Annotated in this window: 27 protein-coding genes; 9 read left to right on the top strand and 18 right to left on the bottom strand. The window is 65.2% G+C overall.

The window, feature by feature from the left end:
• Positions 1 to 27: 27 nt before the first annotated feature.
• A complete protein-coding gene (locus M1D32_RS04275; protein WP_458781100.1) occupies positions 28 to 777 on the top strand; it encodes a hypothetical protein in 750 nt (249 codons plus the stop codon).
• Positions 778 to 829: 52 nt separating this feature from the next.
• On the opposite strand, the gene M1D32_RS04270 is transcribed toward M1D32_RS04275, so the two are convergent.
• Together M1D32_RS04270 and M1D32_RS04265 are read right to left on the bottom strand one after the other, a co-directional pair.
• Positions 830 to 1,534: a redox-sensing transcriptional repressor Rex gene (locus M1D32_RS04270; protein ID WP_458781099.1), complete on the bottom strand. Its 705-nt coding sequence runs from the start codon at positions 1,532 to 1,534 to the stop codon at positions 830 to 832.
• 104 nt (positions 1,535 to 1,638) lie between these two features.
• Complete coding sequence (locus M1D32_RS04265; RefSeq protein ID WP_458781098.1) at positions 1,639 to 1,893, bottom strand: glutaredoxin family protein; 255 nt, start codon at positions 1,891 to 1,893, stop codon at positions 1,639 to 1,641.
• 77 nt (positions 1,894 to 1,970) lie between these two features.
• Here M1D32_RS04265 and M1D32_RS04260 point away from each other — a divergent pair, with 77 nt between their 5' ends.
• Positions 1,971 to 2,789 carry an HAD family hydrolase gene (locus M1D32_RS04260; protein ID WP_458781097.1) on the top strand — a complete coding sequence of 273 codons (819 nt, stop codon included), beginning with the start codon at positions 1,971 to 1,973 and terminating at the stop codon, positions 2,787 to 2,789.
• An 83-nt stretch (positions 2,790 to 2,872) separates the two neighbouring features.
• Here M1D32_RS04260 and M1D32_RS04255 read toward each other — a convergent pair whose 3' ends face one another.
• The 9 genes from M1D32_RS04255 to M1D32_RS04215 all read right to left on the bottom strand — a co-directional run bounded on the left by M1D32_RS04255 (position 2,873) and on the right by M1D32_RS04215 (position 12,547).
• Positions 2,873 to 2,971 (bottom strand): 30S ribosomal protein bS22, encoded by a 99-nt coding sequence (locus M1D32_RS04255; protein ID WP_003792170.1) that lies wholly within the window; start codon positions 2,969 to 2,971, stop codon positions 2,873 to 2,875.
• Positions 2,972 to 3,162: 191 nt separating this feature from the next.
• Positions 3,163 to 3,375, bottom strand: coding sequence for a helix-turn-helix domain-containing protein (locus M1D32_RS04250; protein ID WP_458781096.1), 213 nt, complete (start codon positions 3,373 to 3,375; stop codon positions 3,163 to 3,165).
• Between the two features lie 169 nt (positions 3,376 to 3,544).
• On the bottom strand, positions 3,545 to 4,684 hold the full coding sequence (locus tag M1D32_RS04245; RefSeq protein ID WP_458781095.1) for a 3-deoxy-7-phosphoheptulonate synthase: 1,140 nt from the start codon (positions 4,682 to 4,684) through the stop codon (positions 3,545 to 3,547).
• A gap of 214 nt (positions 4,685 to 4,898) precedes the next feature.
• Complete coding sequence (locus M1D32_RS04240) at positions 4,899 to 6,227, bottom strand: glycoside-pentoside-hexuronide (GPH):cation symporter (protein ID WP_458781094.1); 1,329 nt, start codon at positions 6,225 to 6,227, stop codon at positions 4,899 to 4,901.
• A gap of 58 nt (positions 6,228 to 6,285) precedes the next feature.
• A complete protein-coding gene (locus M1D32_RS04235; RefSeq protein ID WP_458781093.1) occupies positions 6,286 to 7,305 on the bottom strand; it encodes an acetylxylan esterase in 1,020 nt (339 codons plus the stop codon).
• 66 nt (positions 7,306 to 7,371) lie between these two features.
• On the bottom strand, positions 7,372 to 8,895 hold the full coding sequence (locus tag M1D32_RS04230; protein WP_458781092.1) for a rhamnulokinase: 1,524 nt from the start codon (positions 8,893 to 8,895) through the stop codon (positions 7,372 to 7,374).
• Positions 8,892 to 10,928, bottom strand: coding sequence for a bifunctional aldolase/short-chain dehydrogenase (locus tag M1D32_RS04225; protein ID WP_458781091.1), 2,037 nt, complete (start codon positions 10,926 to 10,928; stop codon positions 8,892 to 8,894). Before M1D32_RS04225 ends, M1D32_RS04230 begins: the two co-directional genes overlap by 4 nt.
• 5 nt (positions 10,929 to 10,933) lie before the next feature.
• Positions 10,934 to 12,100, bottom strand: coding sequence for an L-rhamnose isomerase (gene rhaI, locus M1D32_RS04220; RefSeq protein WP_458781090.1), 1,167 nt, complete (start codon positions 12,098 to 12,100; stop codon positions 10,934 to 10,936).
• 99 nt (positions 12,101 to 12,199) lie between these two features.
• A complete protein-coding gene (locus tag M1D32_RS04215; RefSeq protein ID WP_458781089.1) occupies positions 12,200 to 12,547 on the bottom strand; it encodes an L-rhamnose mutarotase in 348 nt (115 codons plus the stop codon).
• 150 nt (positions 12,548 to 12,697) lie between these two features.
• Here M1D32_RS04215 and M1D32_RS04210 point away from each other — a divergent pair, with 150 nt between their 5' ends.
• Entirely contained in the window at positions 12,698 to 13,720 is a 1,023-nt protein-coding gene (locus M1D32_RS04210; RefSeq protein WP_458781088.1) for a LacI family DNA-binding transcriptional regulator, read from the top strand.
• Between the two features lie 24 nt (positions 13,721 to 13,744).
• Here M1D32_RS04210 and M1D32_RS04205 read toward each other — a convergent pair whose 3' ends face one another.
• The gene (locus M1D32_RS04205; RefSeq protein ID WP_458781087.1) at positions 13,745 to 14,119 is read right to left on the bottom strand and encodes a DUF7793 family protein; all 375 of its coding nucleotides are present in this window, start codon (positions 14,117 to 14,119) and stop codon (positions 13,745 to 13,747) included.
• Positions 14,120 to 14,252: 133 nt separating this feature from the next.
• Here M1D32_RS04205 and M1D32_RS04200 point away from each other — a divergent pair, with 133 nt between their 5' ends.
• The 4 genes from M1D32_RS04200 to M1D32_RS04185 all read left to right on the top strand — a co-directional run bounded on the left by M1D32_RS04200 (position 14,253) and on the right by M1D32_RS04185 (position 16,524).
• Positions 14,253 to 14,867, top strand: coding sequence for a nucleoside/nucleotide kinase family protein (locus tag M1D32_RS04200; protein ID WP_458781086.1), 615 nt, complete (start codon positions 14,253 to 14,255; stop codon positions 14,865 to 14,867).
• A gap of 77 nt (positions 14,868 to 14,944) precedes the next feature.
• Entirely contained in the window at positions 14,945 to 15,154 is a 210-nt protein-coding gene (locus M1D32_RS04195; protein WP_458781085.1) for a hypothetical protein, read from the top strand.
• Between the two features lie 77 nt (positions 15,155 to 15,231).
• On the top strand, positions 15,232 to 15,729 hold the full coding sequence (locus M1D32_RS04190) for a hypothetical protein (protein WP_458781084.1): 498 nt from the start codon (positions 15,232 to 15,234) through the stop codon (positions 15,727 to 15,729).
• A gap of 123 nt (positions 15,730 to 15,852) precedes the next feature.
• Complete coding sequence (locus M1D32_RS04185) at positions 15,853 to 16,524, top strand: alpha/beta hydrolase (RefSeq protein WP_458781083.1); 672 nt, start codon at positions 15,853 to 15,855, stop codon at positions 16,522 to 16,524.
• Positions 16,525 to 16,536: 12 nt separating this feature from the next.
• Here the strand turns inward: M1D32_RS04185 and M1D32_RS04180 are convergent, their stop codons facing one another.
• From M1D32_RS04180 to M1D32_RS04155, 6 genes are all read right to left on the bottom strand, one after another.
• Complete coding sequence (locus M1D32_RS04180) at positions 16,537 to 17,181, bottom strand: DUF1961 family protein (RefSeq protein ID WP_458781082.1); 645 nt, start codon at positions 17,179 to 17,181, stop codon at positions 16,537 to 16,539.
• Positions 17,182 to 17,208: 27 nt separating this feature from the next.
• Complete coding sequence (locus M1D32_RS04175; protein ID WP_458781081.1) at positions 17,209 to 17,898, bottom strand: rhamnogalacturonan acetylesterase; 690 nt, start codon at positions 17,896 to 17,898, stop codon at positions 17,209 to 17,211.
• Between the two features lie 95 nt (positions 17,899 to 17,993).
• Entirely contained in the window at positions 17,994 to 18,866 is an 873-nt protein-coding gene (locus tag M1D32_RS04170; RefSeq protein WP_458781080.1) for a carbohydrate ABC transporter permease, read from the bottom strand.
• A gap of 2 nt (positions 18,867 to 18,868) precedes the next feature.
• On the bottom strand, positions 18,869 to 19,843 hold the full coding sequence (locus M1D32_RS04165) for an ABC transporter permease (protein WP_458781079.1): 975 nt from the start codon (positions 19,841 to 19,843) through the stop codon (positions 18,869 to 18,871).
• Entirely contained in the window at positions 19,844 to 21,373 is a 1,530-nt protein-coding gene (locus M1D32_RS04160; protein WP_458781078.1) for an extracellular solute-binding protein, read from the bottom strand.
• Positions 21,374 to 21,470: 97 nt separating this feature from the next.
• Positions 21,471 to 22,154 carry a YesL family protein gene (locus M1D32_RS04155; protein ID WP_458781077.1) on the bottom strand — a complete coding sequence of 228 codons (684 nt, stop codon included), beginning with the start codon at positions 22,152 to 22,154 and terminating at the stop codon, positions 21,471 to 21,473.
• A 238-nt stretch (positions 22,155 to 22,392) separates the two neighbouring features.
• On the opposite strand from M1D32_RS04155, the gene M1D32_RS04150 reads away from it, so the two are divergent.
• Positions 22,393 to 23,658 carry a Gfo/Idh/MocA family protein gene (locus M1D32_RS04150; protein ID WP_458781076.1) on the top strand — a complete coding sequence of 422 codons (1,266 nt, stop codon included), beginning with the start codon at positions 22,393 to 22,395 and terminating at the stop codon, positions 23,656 to 23,658.
• A complete protein-coding gene (locus tag M1D32_RS04145) occupies positions 23,659 to 26,997 on the top strand; it encodes a family 78 glycoside hydrolase catalytic domain (protein WP_458781075.1) in 3,339 nt (1,112 codons plus the stop codon). It begins immediately after the preceding gene.
• Positions 26,998 to 27,000: the final 3 nt, after the last annotated feature.

Below are 27,000 nucleotides of genomic sequence, written 5' to 3'. Positions count from 1 at the left end.
AGAACCCGCCACGCCAAAGGACAGCTCATGAGTAATCCTCCCGTCCCGCCTCCCGTGCCCAACGATCCCGAGCAGGGCAACCAGCAGCCGCGCTACGGGGAAAACGCCCCGCAGTACGGCCAGAACGCTCCACAGTACGGCCAGAATGCTCCACAGTCAGGCGCTCCGCAGTACGGCCAGAACTCTCCGCAGTATGGCCAGAACCCGCCGCAGGCTCCGGGCTTTGGCCAGCAGCCGTTTGGACAGCAGCCTTACGGCCAGTCCCCGTACGCGCAGTACCCCTCGGAGCAGCCGCAGCCCACGGGCAGCAACGGAGTGCCGCAGCTGGTCAACATCTCGTTCTGGCTGCTGATCGCCTCGGCCGCAATCTTCGTTATCTCCATGCTCACCGGGCTCACCCAACTGGACGACCCGGTATTCCGCCAGACCTTTGAGCAGCAGATGGAAGGCAGCGGAGCGGGCGTCACGTACGAGGACATCAAGGGCGTCATCGCCGGCACCCTGGTGGTCTTCGCCATCCTCGGCGCAGGGCTTTACCTGCTGGTGGCCTTCTTCATCCGCAAGGGCAAGAACTGGGCCCGCATCCTGGGCACCGTGTTCGCTGCACTGTCCATCGTCGGCCTCTTCGGTCCTCCCAGCATTGGAACCATCGGCACGCTCCTGGGGATCGCCGCCATCGTCCTGCTGTACCTGCCGGCGGCTGCCCCGTACTTCCGGAAGCAGCAGCCCTTCGCCAACCCTTACGGTGGCGGCCTGGGCAACCCCTACGGCCGGTAAGTTTTACGCACTTCCCACACCTGCGGGCGTGGGTCCCGGAACCGCCTGAAAACTAGGCGGTTTGCCCCGGGGCCTGCGCCCGTTGTGCGTGGTAGGCCAGGATCTGCAGTTCAGTGGCCATGTCCACTTTACGGAGGTTGACTCCCTCCGGCACCTGGAGCATCACGGGGGCGAAACTCAGGACACTGCGGACCCCGGCAGCAACCACACGGTCGCAGACATCCTGCGCCACGGCCGCCGGCAGCGCCAGCACCACCATATTCGCCCCGGTACGGTGGAGCACTGTTTCCAGGTCGGCCACATCGCTGACACGCAGCCACCCCACCTCATTGCCCACCACCATCTGGTCGGCGTCAAAAATGGCTACGACGTCGAACCCGCGGGATTCGAACCCGCCGTACCGTGCCAAAGCCTTGCCGAGATTGCCGGCACCAACGATGGCTACCTTCCAGTCGTGCGTCAGCCCGAGTGCCGCAGCGATGTGCCGGCTCAGGTACTGGACTTCGTAGCCAACGCCGCGGGTACCGTAGGAGCCCACGTGGGACAGGTCCTTGCGGAGCGTGGCGGAACTGACGCCCGAGGCTTCGGCGAGGGATTCGGAGGAGACGCGCTCCACTCCCTCGGCCAGCAGGGTGTTCAGGGCACGCAGGTAGAGCGTCAGCCGGGCCACCGCTGCGGGCGGAATCTGTTTGGCTGGCGTGTCCGTGGTCCCCGGAAGATCCGGGACAGCCTGGGGAGTTGAATCCAGCGAAGCCACCAGCCCCTCCCTCGCATCGCGTTGTGACTCCACTCTAGAGCCCCCCGGCCGATGCCAACAAAGCAGCCAGCCACAAAGCGCGTGCGGTCACCGGTGCTGCTCCCCTACTCGGCCAACGCCCGCTGAAGCACGCGTTCCAGCCGGACCTCATCGATCTTCCAGAAGTCGCGCTGCACGCCGTCCACCAGCACTACCGGGATTTCCTCGGCATAACGTTCCCGCAGTTCCGGCTGGTGGTCCACCAACTCTTCCGTCCACCCAAGCCCCAGGGAGGCAGTAACCCGCCCGACGGCGTCGCGCGCCTCTTCGCAAAGGTGGCAGTCAGCTTTGGTGATCAGGACGACGCTCGGTGTTGCCATGACTTAACCGTAGCCCCGTTGGCTGGGACCCGCGACGCCGACCATGTCCACCGACTGGATTGACTAGACTCAACTTCATGCCCGAGGAGAAGTACGTCGCCGTAGTCACCAAGCCGGTTGCGGCGCCGCAACCCGGCGAGGCGGCGTTCTTCGACGTGGACAACACCCTCATGCGCGGCGCCAGCCTTTTCCATGTTGCCCGCAAGATGCACCAGCGCGGAGCCTTCACCATGGCCCAGGCAGCCGGGTTCGCTTGGAAGCAGTTCAAGTTCGTGGCCCGCGGCGAAAACATGGATGACGTCCACGCCGTCCGCGACTCCGCGCTTACCTTGGCTGCCGGCATCACGGTTGACGACATCAAGGCCCTCGGCGAAGAGGTCTACGACGAGATGATCGCCTCCCGGATCTGGCCTGGCGCTAAGGCCCTGGCCGAGCAGCACCTGCGGGTCGGCCGGCGGGTGTGGCTTGTCACTGCGACTCCCATCGAAGTTGCCACGGTGATCTCCACCAGGCTGGGACTCACCGGAGCCTTGGGGACGGTCGGGGAGATTTCGGGGGGCATGTATACCGGCCGCCTGGTGGGAGACATCCTGCACGGCTCCGCGAAAGCAGTGGCTGTCCAGGCAGTAGCGGACGCGGAGGAGTTGGACCTGAAGCGCTGTTGGGCCTACAGCGACTCCTACAACGACATCCCTCTGCTGACCCTGGTGGGCCATCCGGTGGCCATCAACCCGGACGCCCGCCTCCGGCGCCACGCCCGCGACAACAACTGGCCCGTCTACGACTTCCGGGCAGGCCGCCGCGCAGCCACCTTCGGCCTCAAGGCAGCCACTGCCGGCGGCGCCGTCTACGGCCTCTGGAAAGGCTTCGCCCGCATCCGCGGCCCTCGGGCATAGCATCTCCAGGCGGGTACCCGGACAAAACAAAATGCCCGCCGCCTCGGAAGGCGACGGGCATTTCCACGCTGTTCGAAGTATCTCTACTTCTTGTTGCGGCGCTGGTGACGAGTCTTGCGAAGCAGCTTGCGGTGCTTCTTCTTGGCCATACGCTTGCGACGCTTCTTAATAACTGAACCCACGAAAGTTCCTTACAAACTAGATGCAGTACCTGTCTGATGGAAAAGTGTTCGTGGACAGAGCTACGAACTGAACAACTGACAGATTCTTACAATGACGTAAAACGTTCCTTAACAGGGTACCGCTTATCCGGAGCCGCTTCTGACCGGTGCGGCCCCGACCGGCGAAAACACGGCGATTGCGACGAAAGGACTCAGGCGGTTTCGGTGTGGCCGTCCACCACAGCACCCTTGAGGTACTGGTCCACGGCGGCTTCAGGCACCCGGTAGGAGCGGCCGAAACGCACTGCCGGCATGTCGCCGGAGTGGACCAGCCGGTAGACGGTCATTTTGGAGACGCGCATGACCTGGGCTACTTCTGCCACGGTCAGGAACTTCGCGTTGGAGAAGTTCTGTTCTGCCGACATTTCCCTATTTTCCTTTGCTGACGGATGGACAACAGTGACCCCAGGTACGTGCCAATGCGGTGTTTCCGATGCTGAGCCATCCACCAACCACCTTCTAGATACTCTAGATGCTCCTGTGGCCGATGTGAAAGTAGCAGGGTCCCCCTATTTGCACCCCCACTGTGGGGGCCTACCTCCTGCGCTTGCGGGCGGAAGCGGCGAGCTGGTCCAGCACCGAGACCGAAACGTCCCAGTCCATGCAGGCATCGGTCACGCTCTGCCCGTACACCAGCTCCGAGCGGCCGGCCTCGTGTTCCGCAACATCGAGGTTCTGCGCGCCGCCCACCAGGAAGCTTTCCAGCATGACGCCGGCAATTGCCTGCGCGGAAGCGCCGCCGTCTTCCAGCTGCGCACCGATCTCCAGCGCCACTTCTGCCTGGCGGTGGTGGCTCTTGCCGCTGTTGGCGTGGCTGGCGTCAACGATGAGGCGCGGGTTAAGGTGCTTGGCTGCCAGCTTGGCGGAGGCTGCCTCGACGTCGGCAGCTGAGTAGTTGGGGCCCTTGCGCCCGCCCCGGAGGATCACGTGGGTGTCGGGGTTTCCCGCGGTTGCAACCAGCGCCGCCCGGCCGTCGCCATCGATGCCGAGGAAGGCCTGGGCTGCGCCGGCAGCCCCGCAGGCGTCGATGGCCACCTGCAGGTCGCCGTCGGTCCCGTTCTTGAAACCGATGGGCATGGAGAGCCCGGAGGCGAGCTGCCGGTGGATCTGGCTCTCGGTGGTGCGGGCCCCGATGGCGCCCCAGGAGATGAGGTCCGCCATGTACTGCGGGCTGATCGGCTCCAGGAATTCGGTGGCGGTGGGGAGCCCGAGCGCGGTGACCTGCTGCAGGAAGTGCCGGGCGGTCCGGAGGCCGGTGACCATGTCGTGGCTGCCGTCCAGGCGGGGATCGTTGATCAGGCCCTTCCAGCCGACGGTGGTGCGGGGCTTTTCGAAGTAGGTCCGCATCACGATGAGCAGGTCTTCCTTGTGCTTTTCGGCCTGGCTGACCAGCCGCCGTGCGTACTCCAGCCCGGCCTTCGGATCGTGGATGGAGCACGGTCCCACGATCACCAGCAGGCGGTCATCCACACCGTCCATGATGGCGCGGACTTCGTCACGTCCGCGTTCGACGACGTCCGCCACCCGGGCGTCCAGCGGCAGCTCCGCGATGAGTTCAGAGGGCGTGGGCAGCGCAGTGAACTCACTGACGCGCAGGTTAGAGGTGGATTTTGCCGCGGCTTCACCATGGGGGTTGCCGGCGGTGGTGTTTGCGGGGGCTGTCGCGGTGCTCATGTTCGGGTCCTGTTCCAGATATGAAGCGGGCCCAGATCAGAACCCGCCGGAGAAACGGCGAAGGGCAGAGAATAATCTCTGCCCTGTTGGCTCTGAAGGAAAGTTGGATGCGTGTCAGTTAGACGCGGGCCCCTCCAGAGCCAACGAAAAATACGCATACCAACGGTTTGTCATGCCATGAACCATAACGGCGGGCCGCCGTGGCCGCAAACTGTTACGTCGCATCACGCGCCAGGCTTGCCACCAGCTCCGCGTGTTTCTGGTCGGTCAGGCGGTACCAGTACATGATCCCGACGGAGGCCAGCACCAGGGCCCCCGGCAGCAGCCCTGCCGCCGCCCTGATGGCCAGGGTGGCAGCCTCAGACTGCTCCGCAGTACCCGAAACGTAGCCGCCCCAGGCGAGCGAGAAGGCAACGACGGCGGCCCCGAATCCCATGCCAAGTTTCCGGGTGGCGGCCAGGAGCGCGTAGTTGATTCCCTGGACCCGGACTCCCGTTTTCCACTCACCGTATTCCACGGTGTCGGCGATCAGGGCCCAGGTCACGATGCTGACGCAGGCCGACGCAAGGAGCCCCAGGATGAGGCCCGCCAGGCCGAGCAATGGAGTGTCAGCGGGGGCTAGGAAGACCAGCACGCCGCCCGCCGCCCCGAATGCGCCGCCAACGCTGTAAACAGCCCGCTTGCCCCATCGGGCGACCGGAAGCGGCATCAGGACGGCCAGCGTCAGCGTGATCACCACTTGGGCGGCGGCCATGACCGGGAAAAGGTCCACCCGGGAGAGGACATCGCGGAGGTAATAGAACTGGGACGCGCCGGTGGCAGAGGTTCCGGTGACGAAAAGGACGGAACTCACGCAGAGGATCACCAGCGGGGAATTTGCCTTGAGGGCTGCAACGCTCTGGCGAAGGGTGATCTTGGGGACGCTGCCGGGGACCCGCTCAACGCATACTAGGCCTGTGAAGCAATAGAGCAGTGAACCAACGACGGCGAAAGTGATCGTCAGCCAGGTGAAGATCTGCTGCATGTCCTGCCCGGCACCGAGGAGCGGTGCAATGAAAAAGCCAAGGGTGGCGCCAACCGAGAGGCCACCGATGGTTCGGGCTCCACCGAGCCTGGCGCGTTCTTTGGCGTCTTGGGTCATGGCCCCCACCAGGCACCCGTAAGGGACGTTGACCATGCTGTAGGCGACACACACCAGGGCGTAGGTGCAGTAGGCGTACAGAAGCTTCAGGGACGGATCGACGTCGGGAACATGGAACACCGCCACGCTCAGCAGCAGGGGAATGAAGCCGAACATCAGGAACGGGCGGAACTTTCCCCACCGCTTGCTTGGCACACGGTCCACGATGCGGCCGGCCGCTATGTCGGTGAAGGCGTTAAAGACCCGCGCAACCAGCAGCAATGTTCCAGCGGCCGCTGCCCCGATCCCCGCAACGTCCGTGTAATAGACGAGCAGGAACATGTTTCCGGTACTGATGATCATGCTGTTGGCCGCATCGCCCGCACCGTAGCCGAGAACGCTGAGCTTGCTGAGTTTCTTCATTGCTTCCTTGTCCGCCGCGACGAGAAACCGCTTTCTCAGCCAGCCCGCAGGAAGAAACTTACCCCAAAATTTTGCGCAGAAACAGCAATTGCCTGATCCAGTGGTGTTCCTGGCCGCCTTCGTGGTTGTTAAACCGGTAGACCTCGATGTCCTTGTCCGCTCCGGTTCCGGATGAATCCGCGGCACCGGTGCCGTAGGCATTGAAGCTGGCGAAGACGGTGGACGGCGGGCAGATATCGTCCATCTGGGCAGCGGAGTACAAGGCCGGCGCGGTGGCCCAGCGGGCGAGGTTGACGCCGTCGAAATACCGTAGGACCGCGAGCATCGGTTCATACCTGTCCCGGTGCCGGGCCAGGAAAGCCGCGATCTCCGGATACGGGCCGCGCGGCGTGATGTCGACGGCGCGGGGAAAGTCCTGCAGGAACGGAACGTCCGGCAGTGCCGCCACTACGCCGTCGAGCCTGCCAGCCGCCAGCCCGGCCACGGCCACCACGATGCCGCCGCCCTGGCTGACGCCGGCGAGGACCACCCGTGCCGGGTCGATCTCCGGGTGGCCTTGGGCCGCTTCCACGGCACGGAAGGCATCCACGTATACCCGGCGGTAGTAGTAGTCCTCCCGGCTGCCCGCGCCCCTGGTCATGAGGCCCGCATGCGCCACTTCTCCGGCGGAAGGGTGGGGGTCGGGGGTATCGCCCAGGGTGCCGCCGTAGCCCTGGCCGCGGGTGTCCATGATGAAGTGGGCGTAGCCTGCCTGCGCCCACTTCGTGTCCTGGTTCACCAGCCCCCGGCCGCCTGAGTAGCCCACATACTGCACCACTACCGGCAGCCTGGTTCCGGCGGCCCTGTTGGCGGGAAGGTGCAGCCATCCCTTGATGGCGGCGCCCCCGTAGCCGGCGAAGGTCACATCGAAGGTATCGATGACGGACAGGTAGTTCTCCACCGGTTCGAAGGACGCACCCAGCGGAAAGGCCCGTGCCTCCTCGATGGTGGTGTCCCAGAATTCGCGGAAGTCCTCCGGCGGCGTCACGTCGGAGGTGTAGCCGCGGAGTTCGCCTAGCGGGAGGTCAAAAAGGGGCATGCGTTGTCCGGTCCTGTCCTGTGTGCTGGGGTGCTGGCGCGGCGCCGGGGGACGCGCCGGCGAGGGCTAGAGCCGCGAGAGCTCCGGTACAAAAACCTGCAGTGGACTGCTGGCCACCACCAGGGCACGGAGTTCCCCCAGTCCGCCGGCGATGGAACCTGCAGCGCGGGCCTGTACCAGGACGTTACCCAAGGCAGTGGCTTCCACCGGCCCCGCCACGACTTTCCTGCCGGTGGCATCGGCGGTGAGCTGGCAGAGCAGCCGGTTCTGGGAACCGCCGCCCACCACATGCACCACGTCCACTGACCGGTCAGCAAGCCGCTCGGCGTCGCGGATGGTGCGGGCGTAGCCGGCGGCCAGGCTGTCCATGATGCACCGGGTGATGGCGGCTGGATCGTCCGGCAGTACCTCTCCGGTGCGGCGGACCGCGGCACGGATGCGGTCCGGCATGTTGTCCGGGGCAATGAAGTACGGATCGTCCGGGTTGATCTGTGGCCCGCCGGGCGGCAGGGCAGCAGCCGCGGTCAGCAGGGCAGTGAGCTCTGGCCGGAACCCCTCGGACGCCCACGTCCGCTGGCATTCGCTGAGGAGCCAGAGGCCGCCCATGTTGCGGAGGTAGCGGATGGTGCCGTCAACGCCGCGCTCATTGGTGAAGTTCGCCTCGCGGCTGGCCTCGGTGAGGACCGGGTGCTTCAGCTCAAGCCCCACCAGGGACCAGGTGCCGGAGGAGATATAGGCAAAGTCTTCCTCCTGTGCGGGGACGGCTGCCACTGCTGAGGCGGTGTCGTGCGAACCGACAGCCACCACCTGGGTTTCCTGCGGAAGGCCCACCTGGGCGGCAATGGCCGGCAGGAGGGTGCCAAAGGTTTCCCCCGGCTGGATCAGCGGAGGGAACAACTCTTTCCGCAGGCCGAGGGCGGTAAGGAACTCGGTGGCCCACTCCCCCGCCACGGCGTCGAACAATCCTGTGGTGGAGGCGTTGGTCGCCTCGGTCCGGCGTTGCCCGGTCAGGAGGAACGCGATCAGATCCGGGATCAGGAGTGCCTGCAGCCCGTCCAGGTCCGGCTCGCTGGCCAGTTGGTAAATGGTGTTGAACTGCAGGAACTGCAGCCCCGTGGTCCCGTACAGGCGCGCTGGGTCCAGTTTCCGGTGCACCGGCTCGACGACGGCGCGGCTGCGGTCGTCGCGGTAGCTGAACGGCTGGGCGGTCAATACCCCGGCGGCGTTCACCAGTCCGTAGTCCACGGCCCAGGTGTCGATGCCGATGCTGGCTACACGCTCACCCTGTGCGGCGGCAACCGTGGCCGCTGCTGAGAGTCCCTTGAGGACCTCGGCGAAGAGGGCGTTGAAATCCCAGCGCAGCCCGCCGTCGATCTCCACCACGCCGTTGGGAAAGCGGTGGACGACTTCCAGCTCGACACTGTTTTCACCGCCGGCACCGCCGGCCTGGACGCGGCCCAGGATGACCCGGCCGGAGGAGGCACCAATATCGACCGCGGCGAAAACATTGCCGGCGAACACCTTGGCAGGCCCTGCGGAAACTGCCCCGGCCTGGGCCGGGGCAGTTTCGTTGGTGCGTTCGATGCTCATCGCAGGAAGGCTGCGGCCACTCCGGCGTCCACGGGGATGTGCAGGCCGGTGGTGTGGGACAGTTCGTTGCTGGTGAGGACGGCGGCGGCGTTCGCCACGTGCTCGGGCAGGACTTCGCGCTTGAGCAGGGTGCGCTGGGCGTAGTACTCGCCCAGTTTCTCCTCGTCCACGCCGTACACGGCGGCGCGCTTGGCGCCCCAGCCGCCGGCGAAGATGCCGGAGCCGCGGACCACGCCGTCGGGGTTGATGCCGTTGACGCGGATGCCGTGCTCACCGAGTTCCGCGGCGAGCAGGCGCACCTGGTGGGCCTGGTCTGCCTTGGTGGCGGAGTAGGCGATGTTGTTGGGGCCGGCGAACACGGAGTTCTTGGAGGAGATGTAGATGATGTCCCCGCCCAGGCCCTGGGCAATCATGACCTTCGCGGCAGCCTTGGCCACCAGGAAGGAGCCCTTGGCCATCACGTTGTGCTGCAGGTCCCAGTCCTTCTCGGTGGTTTCCAGCAGCGGCTTGGAGATGGACAGGCCGGCGTTGTTGACCACCAGGTCCACACCGCCGAATGCCAGCACAGCGGCGTCGATCGCGGCTGCAACCTGGGACTCGTCCGTCACGTCAGCCTGGACTCCGATGGCAACATCAGGCCCGCCCAGTTCTTCGGCGACCTTCTCCGCGTTCTCCAGGTTCAGGTCGGCAATGACCACGCAGGCGCCTTCCGCGGCGAGGCGGGTTGCGATGGCCTTGCCGATGCCGGACGCTGCGCCGGTAACCAGCGCGATGCGGGTGGCGTGCGATTTGGGCTTGGGCATGCGGGCCAGCTTGGCTTCCTCCAGCGCCCAGTACTCGATCCGGAACTTCTCGGATTCCTCGATGGGTGCGTAGGTGGAGATCCCCTCGGCGCCGCGCATCACGTTGATGGCGTTGATGTAGAACTCGCCGGCAACACGGGCGGTCTGCTTGTTGGCGCCGAAGGAGAACATGCCCACGCCGGGAACCAGCACAATGGCAGGGTCCGCACCGCGCAGGGCCGGGCTGTTTTCGTCCGCGTGGCGGTCGTAGTAGGCCTGGTAGTCCTCCCGGTAGTCCGCGTGGAGTTCGTGCAGACGGGCGATCGAGTCCTCCACCGAGGCCTCAGAGGGCAGGTCCAGGATCAGCGGCTTGACCTTGGTGCGCAGGAAGTGGTCCGGGCAGGAGGTGCCCAACGCGCCCAGGCGCGGGTGCTCGGCAGCTTCGAGGAAGTCAAGGACGACGGCGTCATCGCTGAAGTGCCCCAGCTGCGGCTTGTCCGTGGAAGCCAGTCCGCGGATGACGGGTGCGAGGGCTGCAGCCTTGGCGCGGCGCTCTGTCTCGGGCAGGGCTGCGTAGCCGGGGAGCTTGGCTCCGAAGGGTTCGGCCTTGCCGTTGTCCCGGATGTACTTCTCGGCCTGTTCGATGATCCACAGCGAGTTCTGCTCTGCTTCTTCGCTGGTGGCGCCCCAGGCGGTGATGCCGTGCCCGCCCAAGATGGTGCCGATGGCCTGCGGATTGGCTTCCTTGATCGCGGCGATGTCCAGGCCCAGCTGGAAGCCGGGGCGACGCCAGGGAACCCAGACCACTTTGTTGCCGAAGATCTTGGTGGTGAGGGCCTCGCCCTCGGCCGCGGTGGCAATGGCGATGCCGGAGTCGGGGTGCAGGTGGTCCACGTGCGCGGCGTCCACCAGCCCGTGCATGGCGGTGTCGATCGAGGGAGCGGCGCCGCCCTTGCCGTGCAGGCAGTAATCGAAGGCGGCCACCATCTCGTCTTCGCGCTCAACGCCGGGGTAGACGTTCTTCAGCGCATTCAGGCGGTCCAGGCGCAGCACCGCGAGGTTTTCGGCCTTCAGCGTGCCGAGGTCCCCGCCGGAGCCCTTGACCCACAGCAACTGGACGTCCTCGCCCGTGACCGGGTCCTTCTCGGTGCCCTTGGCGGAGGTGTTGCCGCCGGCGAAGTTGGTGTTCCGCTTGTCCGCACCGAGGCGGTTGGAACGGGAAATCAGGTCTTCAACAGTCTTGTTGCTCATGGCTATTAGGCGCCCCATCCGGCTTGCTGGCCGCCAACGCGGTCCTCGTTGATCTTCTTCTGGTAACCGCTGGCCTTGAACGCGGCCAGCGGGTCCGCGGGCAGGCCGCGGGATTCACGCCACTCGGCCAGAACCGGCCGGACGTCGGTGTAGAACGCATCGTTGAAGATGCCGTTGGCGGCCAGGACGTCCCCGGCGCGCTGGGCTTCGGCCAGGGCTGCGGTGTCCACCAGCAGCGCCCGGGCGGTCATTTCCTGAACGTTCAGGACCGAGCGGATCTGGCCCGGGATCTTTTCTTCCAGGTTGTGGCACTGGTCCAGCATCAGGGCAACGCCGGAATCCTTGCCGTAGCCGCCGCCACGGATCACCTCGTGCATGATGCGGAAGAGCTGGAAGGGATCCGCGGCACCCACGATCAGGTCGTCGTCGGCATAGAAGCGCGAGTTGAAGTCGAAGGAACCAAGCTTCCCCAGGCGCAGCAGCTGCATCACGATGAACTCGATGTTGGTGCCCGGGGCGTGGTGGCCGGTGTCCAGGCAGACGAAGGCCTTCTCACCCAGCGCCAGGGTCTGGGCGTAGGAGGTGCCCCAGTCCGGAACGTCGGTGTGGTAGAAAGCGGGCTCGAAGAACTTGTACTCGAGCACCAGGCGCTGCTCGTCACCCAGGGCGGCGTAGATCTCCTGCAAGGATTCGGCGAGGCGGTCCTGGCGGCCGCGGATGTCGTCCTGGCCCGGGTAGTTGGTGCCGTCGGCCAGCCAGATCTTCAGGTCCTTCGACCCCGTGGCATGCATGATCTCGATGCAGTCCAGGTGATGGTCAACTGCCCGGCGGCGGACCGTCTCGTTGGAGGACGTCAGGGAGCCGAACTTGTATTCGTCATCCTGGAAGGTGTTGGAGTTGATGGTGCCCAGGCCCACGCCCAGGCCGGCCGCGTACTCCTGGAGGGCGGCGTAGTCATCAACCTTGTCCCACGGGATATGCAGCGCAACGGTGGGGGCCAGGCCGGTCAGTTCGTGGACCTTCGCCGCATCCGCAAGCTTTTCCTGCACGGTGCGCGGGGTGCCGGGCGTGCCGAACACCTTGAACCGCGTACCGGAATTTCCATAAGCCCACGAGGGGACCTCGATAGCAAGCTCCTCGAGCCTGCCCAGCGCCGTTGCTACGTCATTCATGATGGTTCTTTCCGGTGTCTTGTCTTGCTGTGGTCTGGTTGGTGTTGCGGTGTTCGGTGCGGCCCGCTGCTGGAGCGCACGGTGGGTGACAGCCTATGGTCAGCTTGCAGCGGATTCTGCCGCCGCAAGCTGGCTGTCGAGGTTGAAGACTTCCTCCAGTACCTGGAACCCCTCATCGGGCGCCTGGTCCGGGTCTTCGAAAAGCTTGGCCATTTCCGCCTGCCAGCGGGTGTTGACGTCCGCGAGGGCCATGCGGGCCCGGGCTGCGTCGAAGTCGTCGCACTCCAGGTAGCCGATCAGAAGTCCGTCCTCGCTGAGGAACAGGGAGTAGTTGTTCCAGCCGGCATCCTTCAGTGCCCGGAGCATGTCCGGCCAAACGGCGGCGTGGCGCCGCCGGTATTCGTCGATCAGCGCCGGCTGGACCGAAGAACGGAAGCACACCCTCATTTGGAACTCTCCTGAACTCGCAGATCTTTGAATCGTTTCATTGTTACGATTCAAAGTACTCTTGAACGTGAGCGGGTGTCAAGCATTCCGGCACCCGTTCCTCACGAAGACCGGGAGGCATCTGCACCCGGCCCAGCAGCACGGAGAATCATGAACCGCTCAGCCAGCATCAAGGACGTAGCCAACCACGCCAGCGTGGCTGTCGGCACTGTTTCGAATGTGCTGAACTACCCGGACAGAGTCTCCCAGCGGACCAAGGATCGGGTACTGCGCGCCATCGACGAACTGGGTTTCGTCCGCAATGATGCGGCACGCCAGCTTCGCGCCGGACACAGCCGCACCATCGGCCTCATCGTCCTGGACGTGGGAAACCCCTTCTTCACCTCGGTGGTGCGCGCCGCCGAGGATGCGGCCGCCCTCCAGGGCAGCGCCGTGTTGCTGGGCGACAGCGGCCACGACGCCGGCCGTGAGGCCAACTACATCGACCTGTTCCAGGAGCAGCGCGTCCAGGGCCTCCTCATTTCGCCCGTGGGCGACGTGACTGAGCGGCTGGACCTCCTCCGCGAGCGCGGCGTGCCCACGGTCCTTGTGGACCGCCTGGCGGACGAGGAGAAGTTCAGTTCAGTGGCCGTTGACGACGACGCCGGCGGCTACCTGGCTGCCAGGCACCTGCTGGACACCGGCCGCCGTCGACTGGCCTTTGTGGGTGGTTCCACCTCCATCCGCCAGGTGGCTGACCGCCTCCAGGGCGCCCGGCGGGCCGTGAAGGAAGAACCGGACGCCACGCTTGAAGTGCTGGTTTCCGAAGGCCAGACGGTCCTGGCCGGCCGCAGCGTTGGCAACACGCTGGTGGAACGGGACCGCAGCGGTCTACCCGACGGGATTTTCTGCGCGAACGACCTCCTGGCGCTCGGCGTTATGCAGTCACTCACCATGACGCACACCTACCGGATCCCGGAGGACATCGCCTTGATCGGTTATGACGACATCGACTTCGCAGTCTCCGCCGTGGTGCCCCTCTCCTCCATCCGGCAGCCAACCGAGGCGTTGGGCAGGACAGCCATTGAACTCCTGGCCGAAGAGGTTGAAGCCCAGCACGCGCGGCACCGCGCAGTCGTTTTCACCCCGGAACTGGTGGTCCGTCAAAGCACCGGGGCGCCGGCCGCGGACTGACCGGCCTCTCTCTGCCCGACGGATTTACCGGGCCTGCGCCAGCCACGCCATGGACTCGGTCCTGGAGGTAAAGAAGCGGGTGGGGCACGGCGGGATGTGGACGCCGAGGAAGAAGTTCGCCAGGATCCGGTCCACCGGGCTGGAACCGAGCAGCGCGATCCGATGTGCCGCACATGGAATGGAAAACACCGAACGCGCCGCCCTGGTGACATTCTCCGTCGTGGCCATGTCCACGAGCATGGGGTAAGTCTTATCCCCTGCTATCCCGTTGACAGCTGCCATAGCCGCCTTGGCGTCATGTTGTTCTATGCGGACCTGCGGCTCCCAGATAAGGTGGATGACGCCGTCGGAACGCAACTCCACCGTGCCTTTGCCACCACCAACCATTACAGACTCCATGCCCAGTCTCCCTCCCAGTGCAGACTCCCCTATTCTGCTCCAACTTTGACCCGGCGGCGCTTCCTCCTGCTTTCACAGCCTGCCCACAGGCTTCCCGAACCGCAGGCACAGTACGCTCCCGTATGAAAGAGACATGACACTTCCCGCGAGACGACCATCAGCCCTCATTGTGGTGCTGGGAATTGATGGTGCCGGCAAATCCACTGCCGCACGCGAAGCGGCGGAACTTCTGCCGGGCACCCCAGTGCTGGTGCTGGGCAACTATTCGGGGAGGAAAACCGTCTCGGCCCTGGCCCAGCGCTTCGGGATGCCCCTGCCCGTCCAGGTCGCGGATATCCTCGAAACCGCTGTCAGGGTCTTCAACGTCGTGCTCAACCACCTGCGCGCGTGGCGCTTTGACGGGCTGGTCATCATGGACCGGCATCTGTACTGCCAGCTGGCCCTGCGGAAAGCCCGGGGCATCCGCCGCCGGCGGATGCTGGAAGCCCTGCTGGGGATGCTGCCGAAGGCCCAGGCCGTGGCCTACTTCGACATCCCGGCGGAGCAGGCGTACGAACGCATTGCCCTCCGGGGCGAGGACAAGGAAAGCCTCGAGGATCTCCAGCGGTTCCGGAAGGGCTACATGGAGCTGCCCTGGTATCCCTCCTTTACGGTGATTGATGCGGGCGGATCCACCAAAAACAGTGCCCTGCAGTTGCAGCGGCTCATCGCCAAGGCGATGGGATCTCCCGCTTCCCTCCCCCAGTGATGCCACGGCGAAAATCCCCTGCGGCAAACACACTTACTGCTCTTGTGGGACGGGGGTAGCAGAAGCAAGGATTGGTTATGGATGACCTGCGGCACAGAGCCAGACACCTGCTGCAGCGGAAGGACCTTGGCCTGATCGATCTCTGGATCCTCTATTGGAACCACGGCGGGCACTGCCATCCCTTCGATTTTGATGCCTTTATCCATGACGTGCTGCCTGTCGCGTGGTTCGACTTGGATGCCCTTCAGTCGGCAGTCGAGGAACTGTCACTGGAAGCGATCGCCTAGGTTAGGTCCTCCCCTCTGCTGGGTACGTACCAGGGACCAACGATTCCAGGTACTTCCGACGCGGATGGGAGCAGCACATGCACGGTGAAACGAGGGGGCGGCGGCTGCTGGCAGCTGCAGGAAAAGGCGCGGTGTGCGGCCTTGCCGGAGTGGCAGTGATGACTGCCGGCGAAAAAGCCGAACAGATTTTCACGAAACGGCCCAACTCCTACGTTCCCGCCCGGACCCTTCTGACGCTTCTGGGCAGGACCCCCAGCCAGGCGGAGAAACCATTTCTTTGGAACCACCTGATGCACTGGGGCACCGGGGCGGTGCTGGGCTCCCTCCGCGGGATGTGGGCGGTGACCGGCATGCGGGGTCCCTTCGCCAACACCAAGCACACCGCCGTGCGGCTCGCCTTCGATCAGACCCTTGAGAATGCCACGGGGATGGGCGCTCCCCCTACAAGTTGGACCCCTCGGGAACAGGTGGTTGATGTGCTGCACAAAGCCATCTACTCCATCACCACAGGCGTTGCCGCCGACCGCTGGATTCCGCCCGTGCTCGAATCGCGCAAAGGCACCATCAGCCACTAGAGCGGATGTGGGTAGGCCGTGGCCACGCGACGCAGCTTCCTGGTTGGCGCGGGAGCGCTGGGAATGGCCGCAGCGCTCTCAGCCTGTTCTGGAGAAGAGATGGATCGTCCCAAAGAAACGACAATGAATTTTGCAGCCCTGACTGCAAGGCCGGGAAATGAGCCCGGGCAGCCTCCTGGTCCCGGACAGAAGGGCCTGGGCCTGGAGACTGTCCGGGACACCTTGCTCTACGTTCCGTCCGGGCTGCAGCCCGGCCAGCCTGCCCCGCTTATCATCCTGCTGCATGGCGCCGGGGGTGAGGCTGCGGGAGGATTATCACTGCTGTCCGCCTTTGCCGAAACACACAAATTCGTCCTGGCGGCACCGTCCTCCCGGGACTCAACCTGGGACGGCGTCCGGGGGCCCTTCGGCCCCGATGTGCAGGTGATCGACCGGGCTATGGAACGGATCTTCCAGCTGGTCTTCGTGGACCCGAACCGCATCGGTGTGGGCGGCTTTTCGGACGGCGCCTCCTACGCACTGGCCCTGGGCCTGGCCAATGGTGGCCTCTTTTCCCGGGTCGTTGCCTTCTCCCCGGGGTTTGTCCCGCCCGTCCCGCGCAGCGGCAAGCCCCGGGTCTTCGTTTCCCACGGAGACGCCGACGCAGTCCTGCCGATTGACCGCACCAGTCGCCGGCTGGTGCCTGCGCTCCGGGCGGGTGGCTACGACGTCACCTACCGGGAATTCCCGGGCCCGCACACGGTACCCGCAGCCATTGCCCAGGAAGCCGTCGACTGGCTGGGCTGGCAGAAGTAACGGAACCGGACGCTAGATTTTTTCCACGACGAGGTTGCAGTAGGCCGCGCGGAGTGGTGCCATCTGCCGGAACCCCAGGTAGCCTCCGCCCAGCACCTGGTCCGATGGATCCTGCCAGTCAAAGAGCGGGAGCCCGTTGATGGAAAAACCCACATTCCGGCCATCCTTCACCACTTCCATCCGGTAAAAATCCACGGCGTCCTCCGCAGGCGGCAACGGGTCCGCGCCCTGGGCCACCAGCTCGAAGCCGGCGCTCTTGCGGAGGTTGCAGGTCCGGAAGGCCCGCTCCGACGGGTACTTGTGCCGCAAATACGAGACGTGCAGGGCGTCCATGTCCCCTGAGTGGTACTGCGGATAGTAGCCCGTCCGCGGCAAGAGTCCAGGGGAGAACAGGTCCCGCCCGCCATGCCCGTTTGCAGCCAAAAACAGCATGGCCAGGCCAGGTTCTTCCAGAGGGCGGAACTCCCAGCTGATCCTTATTCCGTCCGGGAACTCCTCCGGGCACCAGAACGTCCAGTGCGCGTGGTCGCCGAACTCCTCGTCGTCCAGCGAGCCTGACAGTTCCAGAGCCCCGTCGTGGCTCCCCAGGCTGAGGGGCCCTTCGGCTACCCAGTCCGCTACGTCCCCAGGACCGTTGAGCGGATTGCTGTAGAGCACCTCCGTTCCCAAGCCGGCGGCGCCCACCTAGCCGCGCCCCGCCGTCGTACTTGCCAGGCTCACAGGGGCCAGCCCAAGCGCGTGAAGCTGCCCCGCAACGTGCTCTGCCACCACGGCTGCACCCTGCTGGGAGAAATGGGTGTTGTCCCTCAGTCCGTCGGGCCAGTGTGCATGTTCGCCGGGCGCGAAGTGGCAGAAGAGGGATACCGATTCCTCCCGCCCCAGCCGCACGTATAGCGCGCGCGTCCACATGTTGAGGTCGATGACCGGCAGGCCCAGCTCCAGGCCAATCTCCCGGACCACTTCCGGATAATCCTCCAGGCTCTCCTCCAAGGAAGCGTCCGACGACGGGCCGGCCAGGAAGTGCCGCCGCTCCACCGACGTGCACAGCACGGGCAGCGCGCCCAGGGCACGAACCTCGGCCACCATTTTGCGCAGGTTGGCGGCATAACCCGTACGCGCCGCCAGATGCGGCTTCTTCTGGTCGTTGTGGCCGAACTGAATCAGTACCAAGTCACCATGGGCTGCCTCCGCCAGCAGCTGCCCCCAGAGCCCCTCCTCCCGGAAGGACTCAGTGCTGGCGCCGCCCTTGGCAAAGTTGTGCACGGCAGCCCATGTGTAGGTGTGCGGGGGCAACCGGGCTCCCCAGCCGCTCATGGGGTACTCGTGCGTGGGGCAGTTGGCGACCGTGGAATCTCCGGCGAGCAGGACTTTCATGGTGTGCTTTCTGTAAGTGGGCCGTTGACCTATCACTTCTGGTCCCCAAAACCCGGTGTTGGGGACCAGAAGTGATAGCGCAAGCGGGGCGTGCGTCAGCCCTTGACGGAGCCGATCAGCATGCCTTTGGCGAAGTGTTTCTGCAGGAACGGGTAGAAGATCAGGATGGGCAGGGTGGCCACCACGATGACGGCGAACTTGATGCCCTGCTCCGGCGGGATGTAGGCGGGATCCACGTTGCCGGTGCCCAGGAGGTCCGACGCCGCAGTGACCTGGCGCAGGTACATCTGCAGGGTCCACTTGGAGTTATCCGAGAGGTAGAGCAGGGGTGACATGAAGTCATTCCAGATGCCCACGGCGTAGAACAGCGCGAACGTGGCCAGGACCGGCTTGGACAAGGGGAGCAGGATCCGCCAGAGGATCCCGATCTCGGTGGCGCCGTCCATCTTGGCCGATTCCTCGAGCTCCTGCGGAAGTTCCTGGAAGAAGTTCTTGATGATGATCAGGCTGAAGGGGTTGATCGCGGCAGGCAGGATCAGGGCCCAGTAGGAGTTAAGCAGCCCCAGGTCCTTCACCAGCAGGAACGTGGGGATCATGCCGCCCGAGAACACCATGGCGAAGACCACCAGGGACAGGATGAGCTTGCGCCCGCGGAGTGTCTTTTTGGCCAGCGGGTAGGCCATGGTGACGGTAAACGCGAGCTGGACCAGGGTGCCGACGGCGGTGACCAGGACAGTGGTGACCAGCGCCCTGGTGAATGCGGGGGTGGAGAAAATGTACTCGTAGGAGCCCAGGGTGAACTGTTCCGGCCAGACGAAGAACGCACGGCGGGTGATTTCCGCTTCGGTGGCGAAGGAGCCTGCGATCACGTAGACGAACGGCAGCAGGGTGATGATGCCGACCAGGGACAGGAACACGTAGTTCGCGGCGTCGAAGATCCGCCCGCCGGTGGTGTTGTGGATTTTCATGGCTAGAACAGTCCGCTCTGGTTGAAGCGTTTGGCCAGGGCGTTGGTGCCGAAGATCAGCACGAGGCCCACCAGGGATTTGAAGAGCCCGACGGCAGTGGAGTAGCTGTAGGCGCCCTGCGTGATGCCCACGAAGTACACGTAGGTATCGAACACGTCGGCTGCGGAGCGGTTCAGCGCGTTCGTCATCAGGTAGATCTGCTCGAAGCCGGTGTTCAGCATCTGCCCGATGGCCAGGATCAGCATCACGATAATGGTGGACCGGATGCCGGGCAGCGTGATGTGCCAGACGCGGCGGAACCGGCCGGCGCCGTCGATGATTGCGGCCTCGTACTGGTCCTGGTCAACGGTGGCGAGCGCGGCGAGGAAGATGATGGTTCCCCAGCCGGTGTTTTTCCAGATTTCCTGCAGCACAATCAGCGGCCGGAACCAGTTGGGATCGGACAGGAAGTCGATGTTCGTGCCCATCACTGAGTTCAGGAACAGGAACAGCGGCCCGAAGTCCAGGGCAAAGAGCAGGAAGCTCAACGAGGCAACGATGGTCCAGGACAGGAAGTGCGGGATGTAAACGAGCGTCTGGACGGTGCGTTTGAGGATCGAGAGGCGGACTTCATTCAGCAGCAGCGCCAGGACGATGGTCAGCGGGAACGCGATGCCGAGGTTCAGGAACGCCAGGATCAGGGTATTGCCCAGCAGCCGCGGGAAATCCGGGTTGGAGAAGAAGTCCTGGAAATGCTGGAACCCCACCCACGGGCTGTCGTTCACGCCCAGGAACGGAACGTAGTCCTTGAAGGCGATGCTGACCCCATACATGGGGCCGTAACGGAAGATGGCAAAGTACACCACGCCGGGCAGCAGCAGCAGGTACAGCCACTTGTAATGGGCGAAGTGGACGGAGAACCTGCCCCGCTTCCGGGGAGCGGACGCAGGAGGCTGCGCCCGCTCCCCGGCTTTGGTGACTATGACAGGGGCTGTCATTTACTTGTTGTCCTGCCAGAGCTTGTTGATCTCTTCCTTGACCTTGTCGCCACCGCTGGTGTTCCACAGCTTGATGGCGTCCTTCAGGCCCTGCTCGTCGATCTGGCCGGCGAGGTACTTGATGCGGGCGTCAGCCACGATGTTGTCCAGCTGCGCACCCTTGGAAACATAGGTGGCGGACACGTACGGGGCGGCAGGGTTGTAGACGGCGCTCTTCAGGTCTTCGGCCATCACTTCGGTCCGCTTGTCGAAGACCTGCTGTTCGTAGTCGCTGGCCTGCTTGACCGGGTAGAAGGTGTTGCCGGCAACGTTCATGCCCAGCTGGGCGTAGCTCTTGATGTCCGTGTTGACGGCTTTGGCTTCCTCGGTTTCGGGCTTAATGGTGGCAGCCTTGCCATCCTCCAGCGTGAAGTTCACGCCTTCGATGCCGTTGTTGAGCAGCACAGCCACGTCCTTGCCGTTCATGGTGTTCAGGAACTCCAGCACGGTCTTCAATTCAGCCTCGGTGCGCACGCTGGACTTGGGGATTGCCAGGAATCCGGAGTAGCCGTCAGTGGGGTGGGCGTTCAGCTCGCCGTCCGGGCCTTCAAGGTTGCCGACGAAGCCCACCTTGTTTTCGAAGTTGTTCGGGTCTGCCTGCTTGAACAGGTTGATGAGGACGCTCACCCGGGAGTCGACGTCCACAATGATGCCGCCCTTGCCGTTCAGGAACGGCTCGTTCCACTTGGTGGGATCGAACGTGGCAAAGTCCGGGTTGATGAGCTTCTCGTCCACCATCTTCTTGACGAACCGGTTGGCTTCCAGGAATTCCTCGGTTTCGAAGCTCGGGATCAGTTTCCCGTCCTTTTCGGTCCAGCGGTTGCCTGCGCCGTACCAGGTCTCGATGAAGTCGTAGGGGCTGTTGGTTCCGAGGGCACCCCACTTGGGGATGGTGATGCCCCAGGTGTCATTCTGGCCGTTGCCGTCCGGATCCTTTTCGGTGAATGCCTTGGCTACCTCGTACAGGTCCTCCGTGGTCTTGGGAGCCTCAAGCCCCAGCTTGTCCAGCCAGTCCTGGCGGAACATCACGGCAGCACGCATGGGGGCGCGGCCGCGGTAAACGCCGTAGACCTTGCCGTTGATGCTCGCGTTCTGCTGGATGTCCGGGAAGGTGGTCTTCAAATTCGGGTATTCAGCCAGCTTGTCCGTCAGGTCCCAGAAGGCACCGGCTTCGGCGTTCTTGACGAAGCCGGGCGTTTTACCCTGGATGACCATTACGTGCGGGATCTCGGAGGAGGCCAGGGTGATGTTGGTTTTGTCCTCATAGGAGGCGTTGGGGGCCCACGTGATATTGACGTCCTTGCCCGTCAGCTCCTCGAGCTTCTTCTGGACGGCGCCCTCTGCGGAAGGCGGCTGCGCCTCAAGGAAGGGAGCCATGACGTTCACTGTGGAGATGTCTGCGGACTGGGTTTCACCTCCGCCGCAGGCCGTCAGGGTGAGCGCCGTAGCGGTAACGACGGCGGCGGCCAGGGACATTCTTCTGCGGATCATTTTGTTCCTTTTCCACTTCTTCGGGGTCGGTTTTGCTGTCACCGGGCAGCGTTGAGCCCGGGCAGCACGAGGTCAGGTTTTGGTTTAGGCCGTGCGCTCAGCGCGCTATCAGCGCCTGGCTGTGGTTTAGGCCGCTGGCAGCGGCCTGCTGTTGCTCCGAGGCGGCGGCCATGGAGTCATCGTTGGCGGTAAAGAAGCGGTCACACAGCCAACCGGTCAGGAACAGCCAGGCTCCGATGCTGAAGAACGGGATCAGGCCCGGGACGGCACCGCTCGCATAGGCCACGGCCGCGGAGACGAACAGCAGAATGACTGTTCCCGCGAGGTGCCGGAGGGCGAAGCGTGACGACATCAGGAAGTACTGGGGCAGGGGAAGGTGGTACCGGGCAAACATGGGGAACAGGTAGCACAACGCGCCGGCAACGAAGATGGCTCCGACAAAGGTTGCAGCGGCTGCCAACTGGGACAACAGGCCACCCGAGCCGGAAAAGTAGTTCCAGTTCATGGCGAGGGCCACGGCCACCCCCATGATGGGGAGGGCCAGGGCGTTGCCGCGGACAAAGTTTCGGCAGTACTCGTGGGCAAAGCCGGGCAGCAGGCGCGCAGCGTCACCCTTGGCCCTCTTGCGGACCAGGATTTGCGCTGCTGCGGTGGCAGGCCCCGCACCCAGGACACCGAGGCCCAGGACGGTGAAGGCGAGCCACAGCATGTTCAGGCAAGCGATCCACAGGAGCGTGTCAAAGAACGAGTATGCCCGGGCGCTCCACGATGACGTTGACATGGCATGGCTCCCTTCAGTTCTCCATCGTTGCAGAAACGGGAACCCGAGTGGTCCACGTCACGTAAGTAATCGGTTTCTCGAAATCTAGACCCCGGCCATGGGGCGGGTCAAGCTAGTTTTTGAATCGTTACATAACTGGACGGCAAGCCTGCTCTTGGCGCACACTGGAAAGCGGAAAGCGCTTGCCGTACAAACGCTTTATAGGAACGCATGCCCTGTCCGGGCAGAATGGAGCACCATGGGAACGCCAGCCGGCACCGTCGCCGGGATTCAGCCAAGGGACCTCTCTGACTCAGCAGCAGCCAGCACACAGCCAGCGGGCGGGCCGGGGGCGGAGCAGTCGGGCGGGAGCGCGTCGAGGGTGGCGCTGGTAGGTGTCCACGGCTTCGGTACCCACCACCTGCGGAACCTTGAGCGCCTCCAGGCAGCCGGCGTCGTCGACCTTGTTGCCGTTGCTGACCCCAATCCCCCGGCACCGGGTTCGGTCCCTGCAACAACGCAGGTCTTTCCGGGGCTGGCTGAACTGCTCGCGGGGACCGGCGGGCCGGACCTCATTATTGTCGCCACCCCCATCCAGACCCATGCCCCGCTGGGCCTCGCAGCACTGGCCACCGCTGCCGATCTGTACCTGGAGAAGCCGCCGGTCGCGTCACTCTCGGACTTCACCAAGCTGTGCGAGGCTGCAGCAGCCAATGGACGCAGCGTCCAGATCGGCTTCCAGAGCCTGGGCTCCCACGCACTGCAGGCGATCGGCAAGCTGCTCGCAGACGGAACCATTGGTACGCTGCAGGGTATCTCGGCCACCGGCCGGTGGGTCCGGGACCGGGCCTACTACAAGCGGTCCCGCTGGGCCGGTAAACGTACCATCGACGGCGTGGACGTGGTGGACGGCGTGGCCACCAATCCCCTGGCGCATGCGGTGGCAACTGCCCTGCGGATCGCGGGAGCACGCACCACAGCAGACATTGCTTCGATTGAAACCGAGCTGTACCGCGCCAACGATATCGAGTCCGACGACACCTCAGTGATCCGGATCCGGACCAGCTCAGGGCTGCCCATCACCTGCGCCCTGACGTTGTGCGCCACCGAATCCGTGGAACCCTACGTGACCCTGCAAGGCTCAAAGGGTACCGCCGTCTTCCACTACACGGAGGACCGGCTCGCTGTGGAAACCGCCGAGGGCAGCTCCGAGGAAGTGTTCGGCAGGGACGACCTGACCGAAAACCTGCTGGCCCACCGCAACAGCGGCGCTCCGCTCATCAGCCCGCTCCTGGACAGCGGCGCTTTTATGCTCGTCCTGGAAGCCATCCGAACTGCTCCGCTGCCGGCCCGCATCGATGAGGCATACCTCCGGTGGGAGGGCGAGGGAGATGCGGCGCATGCTGTGCTCATCGGTATTGAAGATGCCTTGGCACGTGCCGCCGGGCGGCACACCACCTTCAGCGAGCTCGGGCTCCCCTGGGCCGGTACCGCCCCGCACGCCTTCACCCTGCCGGCTTCCTGAATGTCCCGTACCCCAGCTGCACAGCCGGAAACTTCCGTGATTGCAGGAGGGCAGCTGCAGGCCAAGCACCTGTTGACGGATGGACTTTCCCCCTGCCTTACGGCGGGAGCACGCCCCTCGTTCGGCTGGCAGCTCGTGCAGCCCGAGGACTCGGATCCATCCCGTGCCCGGCAGACCGGCTACGAAATCGTGGTGCAGGACGCGGCAGGGTCCCGGGTGTGGAATTCCGGCCAGGTTGCTTCAGACTTCCCCGGCTCTGCCCTCTATGACGGACCGGCGCTCGACGATGACGTGGACTACGCGTGGCGGGTCCGGGTGTGGGACGCGGCGGGGATGCCGGGAGCCTGGTCGCAGCCGCAGCAGTTCAGCACCGGCCTCCCGGACGGCGGGTGGGGAGCGGACTGGATGCACCGCGCGCCGGGCGGCCGCGCTCCGCTCGAGATCCTGGACGGGGCGCTGCGGGTTGCCGGCACGCCGTTCCTGCCCATCCCCTGCCCTCCGCTTCGCGCTTTCCGGCTGCAGGCACGCGTCCGGCCAATGATGGGCATGGCCGGGGTCATCGTCAGGAGCTCCGGCCCCGGGACCGGGCTGCTGCTGGAACTCAACGCGGCCGGCGAAATCGTACTTCGCCGGACCGCCGAGTGGGAGATCCCTGTGCCGTCGGCCCCCGCCACCGAGGTCCTCGCCACAGCCCAGGCCGGACCGTCCACCGAGGGGTGGCGCGACCTGGACGTCACGGACGATGGCGACGCCATTACCGCGGCCGTGGACGGCATCGAACTCCTGGCCTGGACGGAGCCGGCAGCTCCCGGCGGGCAGGGCCGGCTGGCCCTTCACCAGGGGCCACGCAGCCAGGCCGAATACCTGTCGCTTCACGTCACGGACACCTCCAGCGAAAACCCCGGGGAACTGCTCCTCGACCATCAGTTCGGCGTCGGCACAGATCTTGCCCGCGCGAACCTCGCGCACTGGGCCGGCACCACAGCGCACCGCCAGCCGGACGAGTGGACGCTGTTCACCAGCACCATCAGGCTCACCGGCACGGTGGCCAGGGCCCGTCTCTTTATGGCAGCAAACCATCACGCAGAGCTCTCCCTCGGCGGCACCAGATGCCTCAGCACCACGTCCTTTGGCTACCCCGGCGAAGGGTATTACGACGCCGCGGACGTCACCGGACTGCTCACCGGACTTTGGGACGGCACGCCGGGCACCGCGGCACGGCAGCAGGACGTAGAGGTGCCACTCACAGCGCTGCTGCACTGGTACGGCCCCGGGCAGGGGCGCGCCGCCGGCCTCCCGGGCCTGCTGGTCCGCCTCAGTGTTGACTACGCTGACGGCCGGCGCGAGGTCTTTGCGTCCGGCCCGGAGTGGCTGGCGTCCGAGGCGCCCTACCGCCAGTCGGGTTACCGCAATGACGAAGGCGACCCCGTGGAGCACCTGGACGGACTGGCCGCGGCTGCCCTGCCCGCCGTCGAACAGATGCCTCCCGCCCTGAGCTACGGCAGCCACCCTTGCCCCGAATTCCCGGCCCTGCATCCACGGCGGACGGTGCTGGCGGAGGAGTTCGTGGCGCCGCTGGCGTTTCTGACCGCCGACGACGGAACGCTGGTGGCGGACTTCGGCCAGGTCATCCCAGGCCGCCCCGAAGTGGACTTCCTCAACGGCGTCCCGGGCCGGACGGTGATGATCCGCGCCGGTTACGTCCTGGGCCCCGACGGAAGGGTGGACGCGGGCAAGACCGCCAGCCAGAACACCGACATGTCCTTCCCCTACACCCAGGCCGTGGGTCCGCAGCAGTACCGGGCCATGGTGCACCTGGGCTTCCGCTACCTGGAACTGCCCGGCGTGGACGCCGCGGACCTGTCCAAAGTCGGCGCCGTGGTGGTCCACGGCCGGCACCCCGGCGAGGCGACTTTCACCAGTTCCGATGCCACACTGAATGACGTGTTCCGGCTGCTGCGGGATTCGGCGCTCTACGGAGTGCAGGAGCAGTTCGTGGACACGCCCACCCGGGAGAAGGGCCAGTTCCTGGCCGACGCCGTCAACATCTCCTACGCCACCATGTCCCTCTTCGCTGAACACGCCTACACCGCCCAGGCTCTCCGGGAGTTCGGCTGGTCGCCTGCGCGCTACTGGACCGACGGAGCAGACAAGGGCCGCTACAACGCCGTGTACCCCAACGGCGACGGCAAACGGGACATCCCCGACTTCTCGCTCATGATCCCGGAGTGGGTTGAGGAGTACCACCGCCGAACGGGTGACCTGGCCTTGGTCAGGGAGCTGCTGCCGCACCTCTGTGACACGGCGGACTACGCCTTGCGGTACATCCCGGCGGAGGGCCCGACGGCGGGACTGGTCACCGAACTGGGTGGCGGCTCCGGCCCCTACCTCCACGGCATCGTGGACTGGCCGGCCCCGGGCCGCTTCGGCTACGACATGGACTGCGCGGCCAAGACCACCGTTAACGCCCAGGCCTACTCAGCCCTCATCTCAACCTCCCGGCTCTGCGCGCTGGCCGGGCAGGTGGATGCCGCCGTCGAGTACGCCCGGCAAGCCCGCACCCTGGCAGGGGCCATCCGAACCCGCCTCCGCGTGGACGGTGTGATGGTGGACGGACTCCGCGGCGACGGCACACCGAGTCCGCACGCCTCCCAGCACGCCACCTCCTTCCCGCTGTCGCTGGGGATCACCGGCACTGAACACGCCACGGCTGATGCCTTGCGGATTGCCGGCATGGGCATGCGTCAGGGGCCCCTGACCGTGCACCGGCTGGTCCGGGCGCTGCTGTCCCAAGGGCTCACCGATGCCGTCCTGGACTTGCTCACCACCAAGGACCAGCCCGGCTGGGCGAACCTCCTGGAGCGCGGTGCCACCTTCACGTGGGAAACCTGGGACCTGGCTGAAGGCAGTGACTACAGCCAGTCCCATGCGTGGTCTGCCTCAGTGGCCAAGGAGATCCTCGAGCACCTGCTCGGCGTCCGCCACGCCTCCGCCGGCGGCCGTGAACTCCTGATCGAACCCCCGCTGTGCAGGCTGGAGTATGCCCGCGGCACCGTTCCGGCAGGCAACGGCGACGTGGGGGTCAACTGGAGCCGGGACAACGGCTTGGTGCGCCTGGAATGCACGGTCCCGGCCGGCAGCACCGCGGTTGTCCGGCTGCCGGCCGGCACCTACGGAGTCAAGGGACCCACGGCGGATGCCGCCGTCGAAACCTCCGCGCGCGCGGGCGCCACGGAAGGCAGCACAAGCCATGGCGGCGGTCCGGCCGGGCGTGGGCAAACGATGGACTTTCGAATCCACCCTGGCAGCTGGACGTTCACGCCGGCGGGGGTGGCTTAAGGA

The sequence above is a fragment of the Arthrobacter sp. D3-16 genome (assembly GCF_054408515.1).
The sequence above is the reverse complement of the archived record's forward strand: the minus strand, read 5'-3'. Positions and strand labels throughout refer to the sequence as shown.

Excerpts from the sequence above, each read along its gene's own strand:
- M1D32_RS04250 (WP_458781096.1), bottom strand. The coding sequence starts at position 3,375 with ATGTCGGCAGAACAGAACTTCTCCAACGCGAAGTTCCTGACCGTGGCA.
- M1D32_RS04195 (WP_458781085.1), top strand. The coding sequence starts at position 14,945 with ATGGATGACCTGCGGCACAGAGCCAGACACCTGCTGCAGCGGAAGGAC.
- M1D32_RS04150 (WP_458781076.1), top strand. The coding sequence starts at position 22,393 with ATGGGAACGCCAGCCGGCACCGTCGCCGGGATTCAGCCAAGGGACCTC.
- M1D32_RS04215 (WP_458781089.1), bottom strand. The coding sequence starts at position 12,547 with ATGAGGGTGTGCTTCCGTTCTTCGGTCCAGCCGGCGCTGATCGACGAA.
- M1D32_RS04275 (WP_458781100.1), top strand. The coding sequence starts at position 28 with ATGAGTAATCCTCCCGTCCCGCCTCCCGTGCCCAACGATCCCGAGCAG.
- M1D32_RS04165 (WP_458781079.1), bottom strand. The coding sequence starts at position 19,843 with ATGACAGCCCCTGTCATAGTCACCAAAGCCGGGGAGCGGGCGCAGCCT.
- M1D32_RS04155 (WP_458781077.1), bottom strand. The coding sequence starts at position 22,154 with ATGTCAACGTCATCGTGGAGCGCCCGGGCATACTCGTTCTTTGACACG.
- M1D32_RS04225 (WP_458781091.1), bottom strand. The coding sequence starts at position 10,928 with ATGAGCAACAAGACTGTTGAAGACCTGATTTCCCGTTCCAACCGCCTC.
- M1D32_RS04235 (WP_458781093.1), bottom strand. The coding sequence starts at position 7,305 with ATGCCCCTTTTTGACCTCCCGCTAGGCGAACTCCGCGGCTACACCTCC.
- M1D32_RS04185 (WP_458781083.1), top strand. The coding sequence starts at position 15,853 with ATGAATTTTGCAGCCCTGACTGCAAGGCCGGGAAATGAGCCCGGGCAG.
- M1D32_RS04175 (WP_458781081.1), bottom strand. The coding sequence starts at position 17,898 with ATGAAAGTCCTGCTCGCCGGAGATTCCACGGTCGCCAACTGCCCCACG.
- M1D32_RS04200 (WP_458781086.1), top strand. The coding sequence starts at position 14,253 with ATGACACTTCCCGCGAGACGACCATCAGCCCTCATTGTGGTGCTGGGA.
- M1D32_RS04170 (WP_458781080.1), bottom strand. The coding sequence starts at position 18,866 with ATGAAAATCCACAACACCACCGGCGGGCGGATCTTCGACGCCGCGAAC.
- M1D32_RS04205 (WP_458781087.1), bottom strand. The coding sequence starts at position 14,119 with ATGGAGTCTGTAATGGTTGGTGGTGGCAAAGGCACGGTGGAGTTGCGT.
- M1D32_RS04230 (WP_458781092.1), bottom strand. The coding sequence starts at position 8,895 with ATGAGCATCGAACGCACCAACGAAACTGCCCCGGCCCAGGCCGGGGCA.
- M1D32_RS04240 (WP_458781094.1), bottom strand. The coding sequence starts at position 6,227 with ATGAAGAAACTCAGCAAGCTCAGCGTTCTCGGCTACGGTGCGGGCGAT.
- M1D32_RS04265 (WP_458781098.1), bottom strand. The coding sequence starts at position 1,893 with ATGGCAACACCGAGCGTCGTCCTGATCACCAAAGCTGACTGCCACCTT.
- rhaI (WP_458781090.1), bottom strand. The coding sequence starts at position 12,100 with ATGAATGACGTAGCAACGGCGCTGGGCAGGCTCGAGGAGCTTGCTATC.
- M1D32_RS04190 (WP_458781084.1), top strand. The coding sequence starts at position 15,232 with ATGCACGGTGAAACGAGGGGGCGGCGGCTGCTGGCAGCTGCAGGAAAA.
- M1D32_RS04160 (WP_458781078.1), bottom strand. The coding sequence starts at position 21,373 with ATGATCCGCAGAAGAATGTCCCTGGCCGCCGCCGTCGTTACCGCTACG.
- M1D32_RS04245 (WP_458781095.1), bottom strand. The coding sequence starts at position 4,684 with ATGAGCACCGCGACAGCCCCCGCAAACACCACCGCCGGCAACCCCCAT.
- M1D32_RS04210 (WP_458781088.1), top strand. The coding sequence starts at position 12,698 with ATGAACCGCTCAGCCAGCATCAAGGACGTAGCCAACCACGCCAGCGTG.
- M1D32_RS04260 (WP_458781097.1), top strand. The coding sequence starts at position 1,971 with ATGCCCGAGGAGAAGTACGTCGCCGTAGTCACCAAGCCGGTTGCGGCG.
- M1D32_RS04145 (WP_458781075.1), top strand. The coding sequence starts at position 23,659 with ATGTCCCGTACCCCAGCTGCACAGCCGGAAACTTCCGTGATTGCAGGA.